The organism is Candidatus Darwinibacter acetoxidans (assembly GCF_041936445.1).
Classification (GTDB): Bacteria; Bacillota; Limnochordia; order Darwinibacteriales; family Darwinibacteriaceae; genus DTU010.
On the sequence record NZ_JBHGXH010000021.1, the window covers coordinates 1 to 15,500 of the forward strand.

Consider the following 15,500-nt stretch of genomic DNA (forward strand, 5'->3'; position numbering starts at 1 on the left):
CGGCCTCACCCTTGCGTTTTCGCCGGAATATCCCCCGAAAGTGCAATTGCAGCGCCCCCTCTCGCTGAGAAGCTCACCTCTTGGGCTTAGCCCCTCTTTTCCATGCTTTTCTCCATTTTTTGCTAAATGCCTGCCGCGCCGAATTGTGGAGTTCGGCTAGCAGGTCTCACCCGTGAGAAGTTGCGGCCTGTTCATCGCGTCACAACAGGGTAAACCTGGTAGCTACACAAAAGAAAGGTTCGCTTGCGCTATGTTCCAAGGCACCCCCTCGGCTTCCTCCAGACCCCACTGTTGCCAGTGGCGCCCTTGCCTGCTGGTTACCTTCCCGCTGGTTGGGCGGTAGGGTTTCTCTCAACCCATCGGCTCGGTAGACATGCCGGGCGCACCACGAAAGGAAGCACTCAGGCAGTGCTTCCCTTTGCTTAACTGGACTGATGGAGTTCCACAATCGTTACCCCGTGCCCACCTTGATTGGGCTCGGCGTAGCGGTACCCCCGCACATGGGGATGACCGGCTAGATACCGCTGGATGGCTTCCCCTAAAGTACCCGTCCCCTTGCCGTGGATCAGGCGCACCCGTCCAAGCGACGAGAGGAAAGCGTCATCCAGGTATTTATCCACCAAGGCCAGACCCTCCTCCACGGTTTTACCCCGCAAATCCAGCTCAGAGCTGATGTGGGAGCTCTTGGCCAGATGGGCCCGGCGGGTGCCCCCCACAGCTTTCCGCTCCTGGGGCTGGGATCCCTCGCTGCGCTCCAAGTCCTCCAGCTTCACGGTGATCTTCATGATGCCCACCTGCACCTGGACATCGCCGTCCGGGCCCGGCGGCTCCAGGACAAAGCCTGTCTGCCGCAGGCTTTTGATGCGCACTTCTTCTCCCCGCTTGAGGTCCTGGGGGCCTAGAGCCTTGGGCCTTTCCCGGCGCTGGCTGCGCAGCTCGGTACTGCGGGCCGTAAGGTGCTCCCGGTACTCCTTCACCCTTTCCTCCAACTCTTGGCGGCTCAGGCGTCGGGCTTCCCCCAGGATCTGGTTGATGTCGTTTTGGGCCTGCTCCACCAGGGCCAGCGCTTCCGCCCGGGCCTCTTCCAAGAGCTCCTCCCGGTTTTCAGCCAGTACCTGGAGCTTCTTTTCATATTGAGCCTTCAGCTCCTCGTACTCCCTGCGCAGCTGCTGGGCGGCCTGGCGGTCCGCCTCAGCTTGGCGGCGGCTCCTTTCCATCTCGGCGATCAAGTCCTCCACCTGCACATGCCCGGAAGAGAGCAGGGCCTGGCCACGCTCCACGATCTCAACCGGCAGCCCCAACCGCTTGGAAATGGCAAAGGCGTTGCTCTTGCCAGGGATACCGATGGATAGGCGGTACGTAGGCCTGAGGGTTTCCAGGTCAAACTCCACACTGGCGTTTTCCACGCCCTCATGGTTGTAGGCGTAGGTCTTCAGTTCCGAATAGTGGGTGGTGGCCACGGTATGCACTCCCCGGGTGCGCAGGTAATCCAAGATGGCCGTGGCCAAGGCTGCGCCTTCCGTGGGGTCAGTTCCCGCCCCTAGCTCATCCAGGAGCACCAGGGAATCGTCCTTGAGCTCTTTAAGGATCTGGACTATGGTGCTCATGTGGGAAGAGAAGGTGCTCAAGCTCTGTTCGATGCTCTGTTCATCGCCGATATCGGCGTAGATGCCCTGGAAAACAGGGAGGGTGGAGCCTGGCGCGGCCGGGATGTGCAATCCCGCCTGGGCCATGAGGCAGAACAGGCCCACTGTTTTCAGGGTGACCGTCTTGCCGCCGGTGTTGGGCCCGGTGATCACCAGAACATGAAAATCGCCACCCAGCCAGATGTCAATGGGCACCACTTCCCCGGTGAGCAGAGGATGCCTGCCCTGCTTGATATGGATCCGGCCCTCCCTGTTCAGCACCGGAGCCACGCCATCCACCGCCCGGCTGAAACGGGCTTTGGCGAAAATGCAGTCCAGTTCCGTCACCACCTGGAGGTTGTCCAGAAGAACCTGCGCCTGTTCCCCCACGGCTGAGCTCAACCGCCTTAGGATGCGCTCCACTTCCGCCTGTTCCTCCTGGGCGGCAATGCTCAGCTCATTGTTCAGCTCCACGGCAAAGGCCGGCTCCATGAACAAGGTGGCCCCGCTTCCGGACTGATCGTGGACGATCCCCTGGAATTTGCTGCGGAACTCGCTTTTCACCGGTACCACGTAGCGGCCGCTCCGCACTGTTATGATGGGTTCCTGGAGGACCTTCTGCATAGCCGGCGAATGGATCAGGTTTTCCAGGCGCTCTTTGAGGCGGTTGGCCAGCGTCCGCATTTTGCTGCGGATTCTCCCCAGCTCCGGCGAGGCCCAATCCCGCACCGTGCCATCATGATCTAAACAGCGCTCTATTTCTTCCCGCATGCCCTTGAGGGGCTGCAGCCTCTGGTGGAATTCAGCTAAGGGCCCCTCTTCTTCCGCTAAGTAGCGCTTGAGCTGGCCCACGCAGTAAAGAAGATCAGCCACGGCCAGCAGCTGCAGGGGATCCAAAACGCCCCCCAGGCGGGCCCGGCCCACCACGGCGCGAATATCACTTGCTCCACCGAAGGGGGGCTCTCCGTGCTTCCACAAAAGACGCACCCCTTCAGAGGTCAAGGTGAGGGAACTGACCACCTCGTTGAAATCGGTTGAGGGCTGGAGCTGGCCCATTAACTCCCGGCTCAAGGAAAAACTGGTGCGCTCCGCCACCAGCTCCCGCACTTTCAGCCATTCCAAAACCCTGAGGCTCTTTTCATTCATCCTGTGACACCACCTTACAGCACACCGCGAAAATAGTGGCCCTTCGTGAACTCACCCGGCAGCTCCACCTGCTCTCCCCGCAGCCCGCGCCTGTAGGCCGCCACCACTTGGCCGATCCAAGCTGGGTCTTTGGTGCGACCCTCGATGCGCAGGTAGCTGATGCCGCTGGCCTGCAGCTGCCCGATGTGGCCCAGGAGGGAAAGCTCCCGGGAGTTGAAAATGTGCATCCTGCACCAGCGATCGAACTTGACCGGAAAGACAAAACCTTTCTTGTCCCTGAGCTTGAGCTCTTGGTCCTGGCACTGCCCGCGGCAGCCCTGGTCCCGAAACCAACAGTGCTTGGTAATCATGGATTCTACGGGCCCGTGGGCCACAACCGCCACCTCCACTGGGGCATGCTGGCAGATCCGCTTGATCTCACTCAGCTTCAGCTCTAGGGAGGCGGTAACCAAAGAGGCGCCAGCTTCAGCCAGCTGCCAGGCAGTCCAAGAGTTAAACAGGTTAAAGGACCAGTCGGCGTGCACCGGCAGCCCCGGGAAGCGGTCCCGCAGGCTGCGCCAGGTTCCGAAATTACCCACAAGCACACCGTCAAAGGGCTGGCCCTGCAGCGCTCGCTCCAGCTCAGCCAGCATCTGGTTTTCCGTTATCCTTTCCAGATGGACAAACACCGGGACCTGCGCCTCCCGTCCCAGCTCCCAGGCTGGGGTAAGCTCAGTCAGCCAGTTGGAGTAAGCTCGGCTGTAGACCTGGCCGGAGAAGTAGATGATATCCGCACCGGCTCGCAGAGCCGCTTCCGTGCCAGCCAGATCGGAAACGGTCACCGCGATCTTGAGCTCCCCGGGCTGCCGCCGCATCGGAGCTAGTCCTTGGTGCTGGATTGGCATAGACTCCCTATGCCTATACCCTGCTAAACGCTCCCGCTCCCAAAGCGCGACCAGCTCCCGCCTGGCGCGGTTAAGCTCGCTTACGGGCAGGTGCAGACCTTCCCCCAGCTCCGCCCGGAACTCCACAATCTCCAGGGGATCATTGCCCAAGCGGAGGAGCTTCTCCCGGAGCAGTTCTTCCGTGAACCCGGCGCCCCGGGCAGGCTGCGCGGGGATGCTCCCCCGCAAGTCAGCCTGGACTCCATCCTCGTCCACTAGGGTCAGCTGCAGGCTGTGACCCAGGGCCACCTTGGCCCAGAGCCGGGCCTTCACCTTCCGCAGGGCCCGGGGTGAACTGTAGCTTGCCCTGGCGCTTCCGGTCCGCTGGGCTTTTTGGGGCGGATGATATGTAATGAGGTCAGTGGGCGTCCGGTCCTGGATATAAGCGGTGGTGAAACCCCGGTTGAACACCTCGGCCAGCTCCCCGCGGTCGAAGGGCCGGCCATCCAGGGCCGCCCGGTACGTGCGCACCACAACACCCACGTAATCGGGGCTCTTCAGCCGTCCCTCGATCTTTAAAGAAACGGCACCTGCCTCCTGCAGCTCCTGGAGGTAGTCGATGAGGCAGAGATCCCGCGGCGAAAGCACGTATTCCCCGGGAACCTCCAGGCCCAGGAGCTCATAGGGCTGCCGGCAGGGCTGGGCGCAGCGGCCCCGGTTGCCGCTGCGGCCTCCGATTAAGCTGCTCAGGAGGCACTGCCCCGAGTAGCAGATGCAGAGCGCACCGTGGACGAAAACCTCCAGCTCCAGACTGGTCCGCCGGCTGATCTGGGCAATGTCCGACAGGCCCAGTTCCCGGGCCAAGACGACCCTGCGCAAGCCCAGCTCCTCCGCGGCCTGCACATCTCCCGCATTGTGCAGAGTCATCTGGGTGCTCCCGTGCAGTTCCAAGGCGGGCAGCTCCTCCCGGGCCCGCCTGATCAGCCCCAGATCCTGGACTATGACCGCATCGGCCCCCCAGCGGTAAAGATCCCCAAGGTAGGCCAAAGCATCATCCAGCTCATCGTCGCGCAGCAGGGTGTTTACGGTGACATAGACCTTAACGCCCCGGATGTGGCAGTAGTCCAGGGCTGCCTGCAGTTCTTCCGCGGTAAAATTAGCCGCTGCAGCCCGGGCGCTGTAGGCTTTACCGCCTAGATAGACCGCATCGGCACCGTTTTCCACCGCGGCGCGCAGGGCCTCAAAGGATCCTGCGGGTGCCAATAACTCCACCGAAGTTCCTCCTTAGAACGACGCGAAATATTCATTGATGCCCATCAGCAGCGCCCGCGCCACCTCCAGCCGGTAGGTGGGCTGAGCTAAGCGCGCCGCTTCCTGCGCATTGCTCAAAAAGCCGATTTCCACCAAAGCCGCCGGCATGGTGGTGTTCCGCAGCACGTAGAAATTGCTGCGGCGCACGCCCAAGTCCACCGTATCCAGGTGGCGGGCCAGAGAGCGCTGCAGAGCCTCCGCCAGGGCCAAATCCTGGCTTTTGTAATAGTGAACAGACGTTCCAGAGACGCTGCTGTCGGCATGCCAGTCATTGTGCAGCGAGATGAAGATCTGGCCGCTGCTGCGGTTGGCGGCAGCCACCCGCACCGCCAGCTGGCCGTTCTCCTTTTCCGCATAGACGGTGCCCCAAGCTGGACTTTGGTCGCTGCTCCGGGTCATGATCACCTTGGCCCCGGCCCGTTCCAGCATGCCTTTGAGCTCCCAAGCGACGGCCAGCACGTTTTCAGCCTCGCTGGAGGGACCCACTCCCACTGTTCCCGGGTCGCCTCCGCCATGGCCGGGATCCAAAACGATCACTTTACCCTGCAGATACCGGGGGCCCGAGAGCAATTCCTGGCCACCGGGAGTGCGGGAACCGGTCAAGGTGGAAACCACAAACATCACCAGCATGAGCACTGTTGCCCAGAGGTGAGAATGCAAAACCAGCGTTTTACGCACAGCCTAACCCCCCTGCTAGAAGTCTTTCTAGCCAGGGGCTTTCCTTCCTCTAGGCAAGTTCCGGGGCTTATGGCAGGGAAGCGAAGCTGACCCAAGAAAACCCTGCTCTCGCAGGGTTCCAGCGCTGTTACGCTGAGTTGGCGGCCGGAAAGAGCCACGATGGCCGCTGGAGATCTTCCGGCCAGTAGTGATCTAAGTATTGGTAAACGTAGGGCAGCAGCAGATCGATCTGCTGCAGGACCACCGACTCGCTGAGCATGGCGTTGAGCACCGCGATATCCACGGCACTGGTGGCGATGAGCACAATCAGCACCACCGCCACCACCTTCAGCACCCCGAAAGCCGCTCCCCCCAGGTGATCCAGTATGGAAAAGGGAGTAAAGCTGATGGCCTTGGACCAAACATAGCCGAAGAAGGCTCCCAGCAGGCTGATGCCCAGCAGCAGGGCCACAAAAGAGATGGTCTGCGCCTGCCAAGTGGACAGCTCATAGTTGGCCATGAGCACCATAGCCAGGCTCTGGTAGCTGTGGTAGGCGACGATGATGGCCAGGATAGCCCCCATCAGGCTGAACAGCTCCCGGATGAGACCTTTCTTGAAACCTTTGAGGAGACCCAGGGCTAGGCATACCAAAACCACCAGGTCGATCCACTTCCCGATCATGCCAACCCTCCGCTCACTTGGCTTCTTCCATCAAAGCCAGCAGCTCCTCATGCTCTGCCCTAAGTTTTTCCAGCTCATTGAGGAGGTTGAGGGCGACTAAGATCGCTACCCGGTAACGAGGCAGCAGGGGATTGCTCTTCTGCACTTCTACCATACGTTCATTCACCGAAGCCGCCAGGGCCTTGATGTACTCCTCCGAAGCCTGACCTCTGACGATATGCTCTTCACCGAGGATCTGCACCCGCACCGACTTTACCTCTTGTGCCGTGCTCACGACCTATCCCTCCCCCTTCTCAATTCTACTCCCCTCGGCCATTTCCTCCTAGCGTCTTTCTGCGCCGAACCGCTCCCTCAAGCCCTGCAGACAGCGCTCCATAATGGCATTGATCTCCGCATCGGTGAGGGTGCGGTCACCCTGGAAGCGGAAGGCAAAGGCGACACTCTTCTTCCCAGCGGGGATGGGCGGTCCTGCGTAAACGTCGAAAACGGTGAGCACCTGCAGCAGGTCGCCGGCCAGCTCCCGCAAGGCAGCCAGCATTTCGCCAACGGGCTGCCCAGCATCGACCACCACCGCCAAATCCCGATCCACCGCGGGAAAGCGCGGCAGCGGCTTGAAGTAGGGTGTCTGCTTGAAGAGGGGCAGAAGCTCCTCCAGGCGGAACTCGGCAGCATAGGCCCTGCCCGGGACCTTGTAGTTGCGCAGAACTTGGGGATGGAGCTCGCCGAAAACGCCGATCGCGCTCCCTGCGTAGTGCAGGCTCATCTGGCGGCCGGGATGGAAGGAAGGATCCGTTCCCCTGCTCCAATCCAACTCACTCCAGGGCAGGAGCAGCTCCACCAGGCCCTTGAGGTCGTAAAAGTCAAACTCCCCATCGTCCATGGCCCAGTTTACGGCGGTGCGGCGGCCCCACAAGATCAAACCTAGCCGCAGTTCCTCCCTGGGCTGCTGAACCAAGGGCATTTCCGGCAGGTAGACAGCACCGATCTCAAAGAGGGCGGCCCGCTCCTGCTGCCGGCTGGCATTGAGGCCCACCGCTTCCAAAAGCCCGGGCAAAAGGCTCAGGCGCAGCACCGATAAATCTTCAGAAATGGGGTTCTGCAGCCGGATCATGGGCTCCTCCGCCCGCTGTAGGCGCTGGTAACAGTCGGGCCGCCCGAAGCTGTAGCTCAGGGCTTCCTGGAGACCAGCCCCCACCAAGACTTCCCGGAGATGCGCGACCAGGGCCAAACGCTGGCTCTGCCCCCCTGAGCTGGCTCGGTCCGGAGGCAGGGTGCTAGGAATATTTTCCAGCCCCCAGATGCGCACAACCTCTTCCACCAGGTCAGCCGGGAGCTCCACGTCGCGGCGGTGGGAAGGGACAGTTACCCTCAACAGATCAGGAGAAGGCTCCTCAATGCCAAACTCCAGAGAGCGCAAGATGCGGATAACATCCTGCCGGGGAACGGCGGTACCCAGCAGCCGCTCCACCTCCCTGAGCTCAAAGTCGATGACGGTCCGTTGGCCGTCAGCGGCATCCACATCAATGTGCCCGGCATAGATCTGGGCACCGGCCAGCCGCTGCAGAAGGTGCAGCGCCCTTCTGCTGGCCAAGATGGTTCCCTGGGGATCGATCCCCTTCTCGAAGCGGCTGGAGGACTCGGAGCTCAAACCTAAAGCCCGGGAGGTCCTGCGCACACTCAAGGGAGAAAAGTTGGCACTTTCCAGCAAAATGGTGGTGGTCTGGTCCGTTACCTCACTATCCTCACCGCCCATGATGCCAGCTATGCACTTGGGGGAGTGGGCATCGCAGATCACCAGCATTTCCGGGGTCAGCGCGCGCCTTTCGCCGTCCAGCGTCACGATCTCCTCCCCGGGCCGGGCGGTGCGGATCACCAGCCGCCCTTCCGCCAGTCGGGCGAAGTCAAAGGCGTGGAGGGGCTGGCCCGTCTCCAGCATCACGTAGTTGGTAATATCCACCACGTTGTTGATGGGCCGCATGCCCGCGGCCAGGAGACGCAGCTGCATCCAGAGGGGGGACTTGCCGATGCGTACCCCTTCCAGGAGGGCCGCGGTGTAGCGGGGACAGCGCTCCTGATCTTCCACCGTGACGCTGGTGCGCTCCGTGATGGGGACAGCCAACTCCTCATAGTCCAAGGCAGGCAGGCGCAGCTGGTTCCCTGTCAAGGCCGCGATCTCCCGGGCGATGCCGATGACGCTCATACAGTCGGGCCGGTTGGCATAGACCGAAACATCCAGGATCACATCGTCCAGTCCCAGAGCTTCCACCAGGGGCTGGCCGGGGGTAAGCTCAGGGGGCAGCACCCAGATGCCCGCGTGATCGTCACTGATGCCAAGTTCAGCCTGGGAGCAGATCATGCCCTGGGAGAGCACGCCCCGGATTTCCGTGGGTCTGATGGCCAGTCCCCCCGGCAGCACTGCTCCTTCCAAGGCCACGGGCACCGTCTGCCCAGCACCCACATTTGGGGCACCGCAGATGATGGAATAGGCGCCCTGTGCGCCCACGTCAACGGAGCACACCTTGAGGTTTTCTGCCCCGGGATGGTCTTGGACTTCCTGGACGAAGCCAACATAGACCCGCTCCAGATCGGGGGCCAGCGGCGTAATCCCTTCCACCTCTAGGCCGGCCATGGTCAGCCTTTCCGCCAACTCCGCCGGTTCCCAGGGAATCTCAACGTAATCCTGCAGCCATCTATAACTTACTAACATAGAAGTCCCCCCTGACTGCCGAACTGCGCTAGAAAACGTACATCGTTTTCGAAAAAGAGCCTAATGTCATTGACCCCGTATTTGAGCATGGCGATGCGTTCAACGCCCATGCCAAAAGCAAATCCACTTACCTCCTGGGGATCATAACCTACTCCCTTCAAAACCCTTGGATCCACCATTCCAGACCCGAGGATCTCCAGCCAGCCGGTGTCCTTGCACACCCGGCAGCCGGCTCCCCGGCAGATGATGCAGGAGACGTCCACCTCCGCACTGGGTTCTGTGAACGGGAAGTAGCTGGGGCGCAGGCGGATCTTGATGTCCGGTCCGAACATCCGCCGGGCAAAGAGCTCCAGGGTGCCCTTGAGATCGGCGAAGGTGATCCCCCGATCCACCACCAACCCCTCGATTTGATGGAACATGGGCGAATGGGTGATATCCGAATCGGCCCGGTACACCTTACCCGGGGCTAAGATGCGGATCGGGGGCTGCCTCTTCTCCATAACCCGGACCTGCACGGGAGAAGTTTGGCTCCGCAGAAGCAGCTCCTCCGTGATGAAAAAGGTGTCCTGTATATCCCGGGCGGGATGGTCCGGCGGGATATTGAGGGCTTCGAAGTTGTAGTAATCCCATTCCACTTCGGGCCCTTCCACAACCTCATAGCCCATGTACATGAAGATGGCCTTGGTCTCCTCAATGATGCGGGTTATGGGATGCACACTGCCCCGGGCAATGGTCCGTCCCGGCAGGGTCACATCAATGGTTTCCGCCTGCAGCCTGCGCTCTTCCTCCTCCCGGAAGAGCTGTTCCTCCCGCTGGTTCCAAGCGGCTTCCAGCTCATCCCGGAGTTCATTCACCAGCCGGCCGAATTTGGGCCGCTCTTCCGGCGGCAGCTGGCCGGTGCTGCGCAAAAGCAGCGTCAGTTCGCCCTTTTTGCCCAGGAACTTCACCCGCGCCTGCTCCAGCTCCTTGACACTGGCCGCCTGGGCACAGGCCGCCAAGGCACTCTTTCTAATCTCTTCCACTCTGTTCAACACTGCCACAACCTCCCTACACTGCACATTCGCCAGACAATGCTGCCGATAAAAAAAGACTTCTCACATCCCGCCAAGGGACGCAAGAAGTACGCGGTACCACCCTAGTTGGCCGCTTTTCAGCTGGCCCACTCAAATCCTGTAACGGAGGAATCCGGCTGGACCTACTGCTACTTCAGTCCGCAGCTTAGGAGCGAATTCAACCCACTTCCCATCCAGGAAGACTCGCAGCCTCTGGTCTTCCCTCTCTGTGGAGTCCATGGGTTTACTGGCCTCCCTCATCGCCTTTATCTATCAATGGAGCAAACCTTTGTTATACGCCAGGAGCTGTCTGTACAAAAGATACGCACTTACTGACCCTGTGGTTCGGAACATCTGCCACACAACCTGAGGTGTTAGCTTCACCAGTGACCCTCCCCACGCGCTTAGTAAGACATCGCTATTATAGCACAGAATCAGCCGAGGAACAACGGTGTTGGCGCAGGATCTCGTAAAGCAGCACCCCCGCTGCCACGGAAGCATTGAGCGACTCCACGGGCCCCACCAGGGGAATGCGTACCACCAGGTCTGCCCGCTGGCGGAAGCTGGGGTGCACGCCCCGGGCCTCATTGCCGATCACTACTGCCAAATTCTGGGGATAGGCCACCTGCCAAAAATCCTCCGCCTGCTCCAGGTCGGCTGCCACCAGGGCTGCTCCAGTCTTTTCCAAGAACGCCAACACCTCCTGCCGCTCCACAGGCCAGTTGGGCAGCTGAAAAATGGCTCCCATGCTGGCCCGCAGCACTTTGGGACTGTAGAGGTCCACAGAACCTTTCACCACAAACAAGCCCTGCACCCCCGCGCCCAGCGCGGTGCGCAGCAGGGCACCCATGTTTCCAGGATCCTGGATCTCATCGGCGATGACCAAAACTCCTGGGGCCGGCTGCGGCCAGCTGGGCTTGCGGGCTACGGCGACGACTCCCTGGGCCTGAACTGTGTCGGTGAGTTCCACCAGCACCCCTTCGCTGCAGGCAAAAAGCTGCACGCCCCGGGCCTCAGCGCGGCTAACCAGGACCTGCCCCCGGGGTGAAGCCAAGAGGCGCTCGGTGAAAAAGAGCTGTTCCACCGCGCCGGCGGCCAGGGCCTCCTCCACCAGGCGTACGCCTTCCACCAAAAACAGTCCCCGCTGTTCCCGGTATTTTCTCTGCCCCAGTTTCTTCGCTTCCCGAATCCGCTCATTCTGCCTGCTTACAATCTTCCCCCGTTCGGTCATATCCGCCTCCAGATAAAAAGACCGGGAGGTTAACCCACCCGGAATGCTTTTTCAAGCTACTGTTTAGCAATGGCCACCAGCTCGGCGAACGCGTCCTGATCGTGCACAGCCAGATCAGCAAGGACTTTGCGGTTCACTGCCACACCGTTTCTTTTAAGACCGGAGATGAACGTGCTGTAGGACATGCCGTTCATGCGGGCAGCTGCGTTGATCCGGGCGATCCACAATCTGCGGAAATCACGCTTTTTCGCCTTGCGATCACGGTAGGCATAGTTGCCGGACTTCATGACCGCCTGCTTAGCTACGCGGTATTTCTTGCTCTTATCACCATAATAGCCCTTGGCAAGCTTCAGGACTCTCTTGCGCCGCTGACGAGTGGCGGGACCACCTTTTACTCTAGGCATTGCTCTTTCCTCCTAATTAGACATCTATTTATACGGCAGAAGCTCTTGTACGCGCTTGGCGTCGGGCTGGCTCGCCACCATGGCAATTCTCAGTTGGCGTTTGCGCTTCGAGGACTTTTTCCCCAGCTTGTGTCTTCTGTTGGAACTGTTCTTGACAATCTTGCCTGTACCGGTCACTTTAAACCTCTTGGCTGCACCCCGGTGGGTCTTCATCTTCGGCACCCTGCACACCTCCTAATTATCTACTTCGACGTTTTCTGCCTTCTTCTTCTCCGTTTTTTGGCCATCGGTTCTAGGGGCTAGTACCGCGATCATCTGCCTACCTTCCAACTTGGGCGGGCGTTCAACAACGGCTATTTCCCGAAGCTGAGCAGCTAAATTCTCCAGTTTCGTCTTGGCCAGGTCCGCGTGGACGATCTCCCTGCCCCGGAAGCGAACCGCGACTTTCACCTTGTCGCCTGCCTTCAAAAACCGATCGGCTGCCCGCAGCTTCACTTCAAAATCGTGTTCGTCGATCTTGGGGCTCATGCGGATTTCCTTGACGTTGACAATCTTCTGCTTCTTCTTGGCAGCCTTATCACGCTTGCTCTGCTCATAGCGGTGCTTGCCATAATCCATAATGCGGCATACGGGAGGCCGGGCGTTTGGCGCCACTTCAACCAGGTCCAAACCCCTGTCCGCCGCAATATTCAGGGCCTCGCGCACACTCATGATCCCCAACTGTTCGCCGTTGGTATCGACAACACGCACCTCGCGAGCTCGAATCCCTTCGTTCACTCTTAGATCTTTGCTAATGGTGTCACCCCTCCAGTCTCATAGATGCAAAAAACGGATGGCTCCTGCCACCCGTACTCCCCACATTGTAGAGCTACATTCTCGCGGAAAAAACTCTCTTGAGGGTCTTAACCTTGAAGACACGTAGTCACAAGGTGAGAAGCGGTGGCTTCTGCTTAACTAACGGTTGAAGTATAACATAGTATTGTACTACCCGTCAAGAATTGGTACGAGAAAAAAGCAAAGGATCCAGGGATTGGGGCTGCAGCACCCCCCGGAAGAGATCACCCCGCGCCTGCACCCACTGGGGGACCGTCTTGATGGTGAAGTCCTCCGGCCGACACCATTCGAGATCAGACCAGCTCACAGGCGTGGATACCGTGGCGTAGGGTGTTGGCCGGGGGCTGTACACTCCCACCATGGTCTTACCGGGGCTGTTCTGCAGGTAATCCACATAGACACCCTGCCGCTTTTTCACCAGCCGCTCCAGGGTGATCTTCTCCGGATAGCGGCTCTTGAGGGCGACACCGATCTGGCGTACCAATTCCGAACTGAACTCGAAACTCGTCTCCGCCAAAGGCAAGTAGATGTGGATGCCCGTGGCTCCAGAGAGCTTGGGATAGCCCCTCAGACCAAGCTCTTCCAGGAGCTCCCGGGTAAACCTGGCCACCTCCACCGCGGCCTCAAATCCCAAGGGTGCGGTGGGATCCAGGTCGATAATAGCATAGCTGGGCACTTCTGGTCTAGTGGCCAAATAAGTTGATGGGTGAACCTCGAGGGCGCCGGAGTTGGCCAGCCAGATAATGGTGGCCAGGTCGTTAGCCACCACATAGCTCACCTCACCGATGGAGCAGACCTCAACCCAGGGCGGCGCCCCTGAGGGTACGTTCTTTTGGTAAAAGGAGCTGCCCTCCACCCCGTGGGGATAGCGGGTCACAGTCAGGGCCCGCCCCTGCCAGTGGGGCTGCAGATAGGGGTAGAGGCTGGCGTAATAACTGAGCAGATCCGCTTTGGTCAGCCCAGCCTTGGGCCAGAGCACCTTGTCCAGATTGGAAAGCACCACCTCTTTACCGGCGATCTGCACCACCTGACGGGAGTTCACAGCTGGTCACCTGTCCATTGGCATTCCTGCGGCCTTTTATCAAAGCGGAAGCGGAGAAACACCGGATGCCTCAGGCGCTTTTGAGCGGTGAGTTCCAAATACTCCACTTCCGCCACTAAATGGGGCTGAAACCAAACCCAAGAACCATCAGCAGGGGGAGGATTATCCACCGGGGGACGGTCCGTGTGCAGGAGGATTGAGGCTTGCTCCAGGAACTCCCGCTCCCGCAAACCGAGTCCGCTGCCGCAGCTGCCCAGATAAACCAGCCTGTCATCTGGGCAAAAGAGTCCCAGAGCCAAAGAACGCACCTGCCTACCCCGGAGCCGCAGCCCCACCACCACCGCGTCCAGAGTGCGCAGGATCTTGTGCTTGCGCCACCAGGGCGAGCGTTCCCCAGGGAGATAGGGGGACTGCCTGTGTTTGGAAATGATCCCCTCCCAACCGTGCTCCCGGGCACGCCGGAGGTTTTCCCCCAGGCTTCCCGGCAAAAGGGGTGAAAGCAGCAGTGGGCCCGCGCTCTCCACCAGTTCCTCCAAAAGCGCCCGGCGCCGCTGCCAAGGCTGGGGGCAGAGGTTTTCCCCCGCCAAGAAGAGCAGGTCAAAGGCAACATAGCAGATCATCCGGGCGGAACCGCTCTTCAGCAGGGAAAAATCCGCTTCTCCCCCGGGACGGAAAGCGACGATCTCACCATCGAGCACTGCCTGCCACTCTTTTTGCCCGAGGAAGCTGGCGATCTGGGGAAAGCGCCGGTTGAGGCTGTGCCCTCCCCGGCTTTCCAGAAGCACCTTACCCCCCTGGAGATAGGCCAGGGCGCGAAAGCCGTCCCACTTGATCTCGTGGATAAACCCCTCCTCCTCCCCCAGGGGTTCCTGCACCGGCAGCATGGGCCTAAACTCCCCCGGCTTCAATGGCGCACCTCGGGAGTATCCTTAGCCTGCTGCGCCTGGAGGGAGGCCTGTAGGGCAGCCAGCAGGTCCAAGGTGGGCCGGTCAGCTGCCGCAGGTTCCACCAGCACAACTTCCCGGCCCCGGATCTTGGCCTCGATGAGCTCCTGCAGCCCCAGGCGCCGTTCATCCTGGTAGTGTTCGGGCTGGAAGGGCTCGGTGAGACTCTCGATCAAGGATAAGGCCATCTGCAGCTCCCGTTCCTGTACAGGGACCCGGGCGGGCGCGAGCCTAGTGTGATCCCTGATTTCATCTGGGTAAAAGATGGTTTCCAAGGCCAACAGGGAACGATAGACCCGCACCACCGCCAGGGACGATTTGGAGCGGATGGTCATCTTGGCCACGGCGATCTTGCCCGAGCGGGCCAGGGCTTCCTGGAGCAGGGCATAGGCCTTCCCCCCTGTTTCCCCCGGTTCCAGGTAGTAAGTCTTGTCGTAGTAGATGGGGTCGATTTCCTCCAGCTCCACAAAGCGCAGAATGTCTATGGTGCGGGAGCTTTTCTCGGCGAAGCTTTCCAGTTCTTCGTCCTCGAAAATGACATAGCGTCCCGTTTCATACTGATAACCCCGGACGATTTCGCTGCTGTCCACCGCCCGTTCGCAGCTTGGGCACACCTTCTCGTATCTGATGGGGGTGTGGCAGAGGCTGTGCAGCTGGTTGAAGCGGATATCTTTATGCTCGGTGGCCGTGTACATCTTCACCGGAATATTCACCAGTCCAAAAGACAGGGAACCCTTCCACATGCTCCGCATGGGCCCACCTCTTTTTTGCTTTAGTTTGATTGTTCTCCAGCTGGCAACTTGTAGAATTAAGTGAAAGAAAAGCTCACGGCTCTCTGATACAATGTAAGGGTGCAAAACGAAATCATTGTTCAGGGAGGAGCCATGAGCTACGTTCATTGTACCAGAAGAAGAAGAAAAGGAAAACACCTGGATTACGCGGAACGGCAAGAGTTGGAATGGTTGGTTAGGGAGAACCATGAAGCGGCCAAGAGTAAGAGGA

14 protein-coding genes and 1 other annotated feature are annotated in these 15,500 nt (G+C 60.0%); all 14 genes read right to left on the reverse strand.

The annotated features are described in order from the left end of the window. Window positions 1-422: 422 nt before the first annotated feature. Window positions 423-2,771, reverse strand: a complete 2,349-nt coding sequence (locus tag ACE4YL_RS00565; RefSeq protein ID WP_461365279.1) for an endonuclease MutS2 — start codon at window positions 2,769-2,771, stop codon at window positions 423-425. A gap of 14 nt (window positions 2,772-2,785) precedes the next feature. Further along, window positions 2,786-4,906, reverse strand: coding sequence for a DUF3656 domain-containing U32 family peptidase (locus ACE4YL_RS00570; protein ID WP_461360528.1), 2,121 nt, complete (start codon window positions 4,904-4,906; stop codon window positions 2,786-2,788). Window positions 4,907-4,918: 12 nt separating this feature from the next. Beyond that, window positions 4,919-5,623: an N-acetylmuramoyl-L-alanine amidase family protein gene (locus ACE4YL_RS00575; protein ID WP_461358143.1), complete on the reverse strand. Its 705-nt coding sequence runs from the start codon at window positions 5,621-5,623 to the stop codon at window positions 4,919-4,921. 127 nt (window positions 5,624-5,750) lie between these two features. Continuing rightward, window positions 5,751-6,284 (reverse strand): CvpA family protein, encoded by a 534-nt coding sequence (locus ACE4YL_RS00580; protein ID WP_461358144.1) that lies wholly within the window; start codon window positions 6,282-6,284, stop codon window positions 5,751-5,753. A gap of 13 nt (window positions 6,285-6,297) precedes the next feature. Continuing rightward, window positions 6,298-6,558, reverse strand: a complete 261-nt coding sequence (locus ACE4YL_RS00585; RefSeq protein WP_461358145.1) for a cell division protein ZapA — start codon at window positions 6,556-6,558, stop codon at window positions 6,298-6,300. Between the two features lie 48 nt (window positions 6,559-6,606). Then, window positions 6,607-8,991: a phenylalanine--tRNA ligase subunit beta gene (pheT, locus tag ACE4YL_RS00590; protein WP_461358146.1), complete on the reverse strand. Its 2,385-nt coding sequence runs from the start codon at window positions 8,989-8,991 to the stop codon at window positions 6,607-6,609. Beyond that, entirely contained in the window at window positions 8,985-10,025 is a 1,041-nt protein-coding gene (pheS, locus tag ACE4YL_RS00595; RefSeq protein WP_461358147.1) for a phenylalanine--tRNA ligase subunit alpha, read from the reverse strand. The genes pheT and pheS overlap by 7 nt, the downstream gene beginning before the upstream one ends. Before the next feature lie 70 nt (window positions 10,026-10,095). Further along, window positions 10,096-10,313 (reverse strand) — a binding site (T-box leader). 151 nt (window positions 10,314-10,464) lie between these two features. After that, a complete protein-coding gene (locus ACE4YL_RS00600) occupies window positions 10,465-11,274 on the reverse strand; it encodes a TrmH family RNA methyltransferase (protein ID WP_461358148.1) in 810 nt (269 codons plus the stop codon). Between the two features lie 56 nt (window positions 11,275-11,330). Then, a complete protein-coding gene (gene rplT / locus ACE4YL_RS00605) occupies window positions 11,331-11,678 on the reverse strand; it encodes a 50S ribosomal protein L20 (RefSeq protein ID WP_461358149.1) in 348 nt (115 codons plus the stop codon). A 24-nt stretch (window positions 11,679-11,702) separates the two neighbouring features. Further along, window positions 11,703-11,900: a 50S ribosomal protein L35 gene (rpmI, locus tag ACE4YL_RS00610; protein WP_461358150.1), complete on the reverse strand. Its 198-nt coding sequence runs from the start codon at window positions 11,898-11,900 to the stop codon at window positions 11,703-11,705. A gap of 12 nt (window positions 11,901-11,912) precedes the next feature. After that, window positions 11,913-12,428 (reverse strand): translation initiation factor IF-3, encoded by a 516-nt coding sequence (gene infC / locus ACE4YL_RS00615; RefSeq protein WP_461358151.1) that lies wholly within the window; start codon window positions 12,426-12,428, stop codon window positions 11,913-11,915. Window positions 12,429-12,669: 241 nt separating this feature from the next. Further along, window positions 12,670-13,554 carry a non-homologous end-joining DNA ligase gene (gene ligD, locus ACE4YL_RS00620; protein WP_461366927.1) on the reverse strand — a complete coding sequence of 295 codons (885 nt, stop codon included), beginning with the start codon at window positions 13,552-13,554 and terminating at the stop codon, window positions 12,670-12,672. Further along, window positions 13,551-14,438 (reverse strand): ATP-dependent DNA ligase, encoded by an 888-nt coding sequence (locus ACE4YL_RS00625; RefSeq protein ID WP_461365101.1) that lies wholly within the window; start codon window positions 14,436-14,438, stop codon window positions 13,551-13,553. Before ACE4YL_RS00625 ends, ligD begins: the two co-directional genes overlap by 4 nt. Before the next feature lie 20 nt (window positions 14,439-14,458). Continuing rightward, entirely contained in the window at window positions 14,459-15,250 is a 792-nt protein-coding gene (gene ku, locus ACE4YL_RS00630; protein WP_461365611.1) for a non-homologous end joining protein Ku, read from the reverse strand. Window positions 15,251-15,500 lie beyond the last annotated feature (250 nt).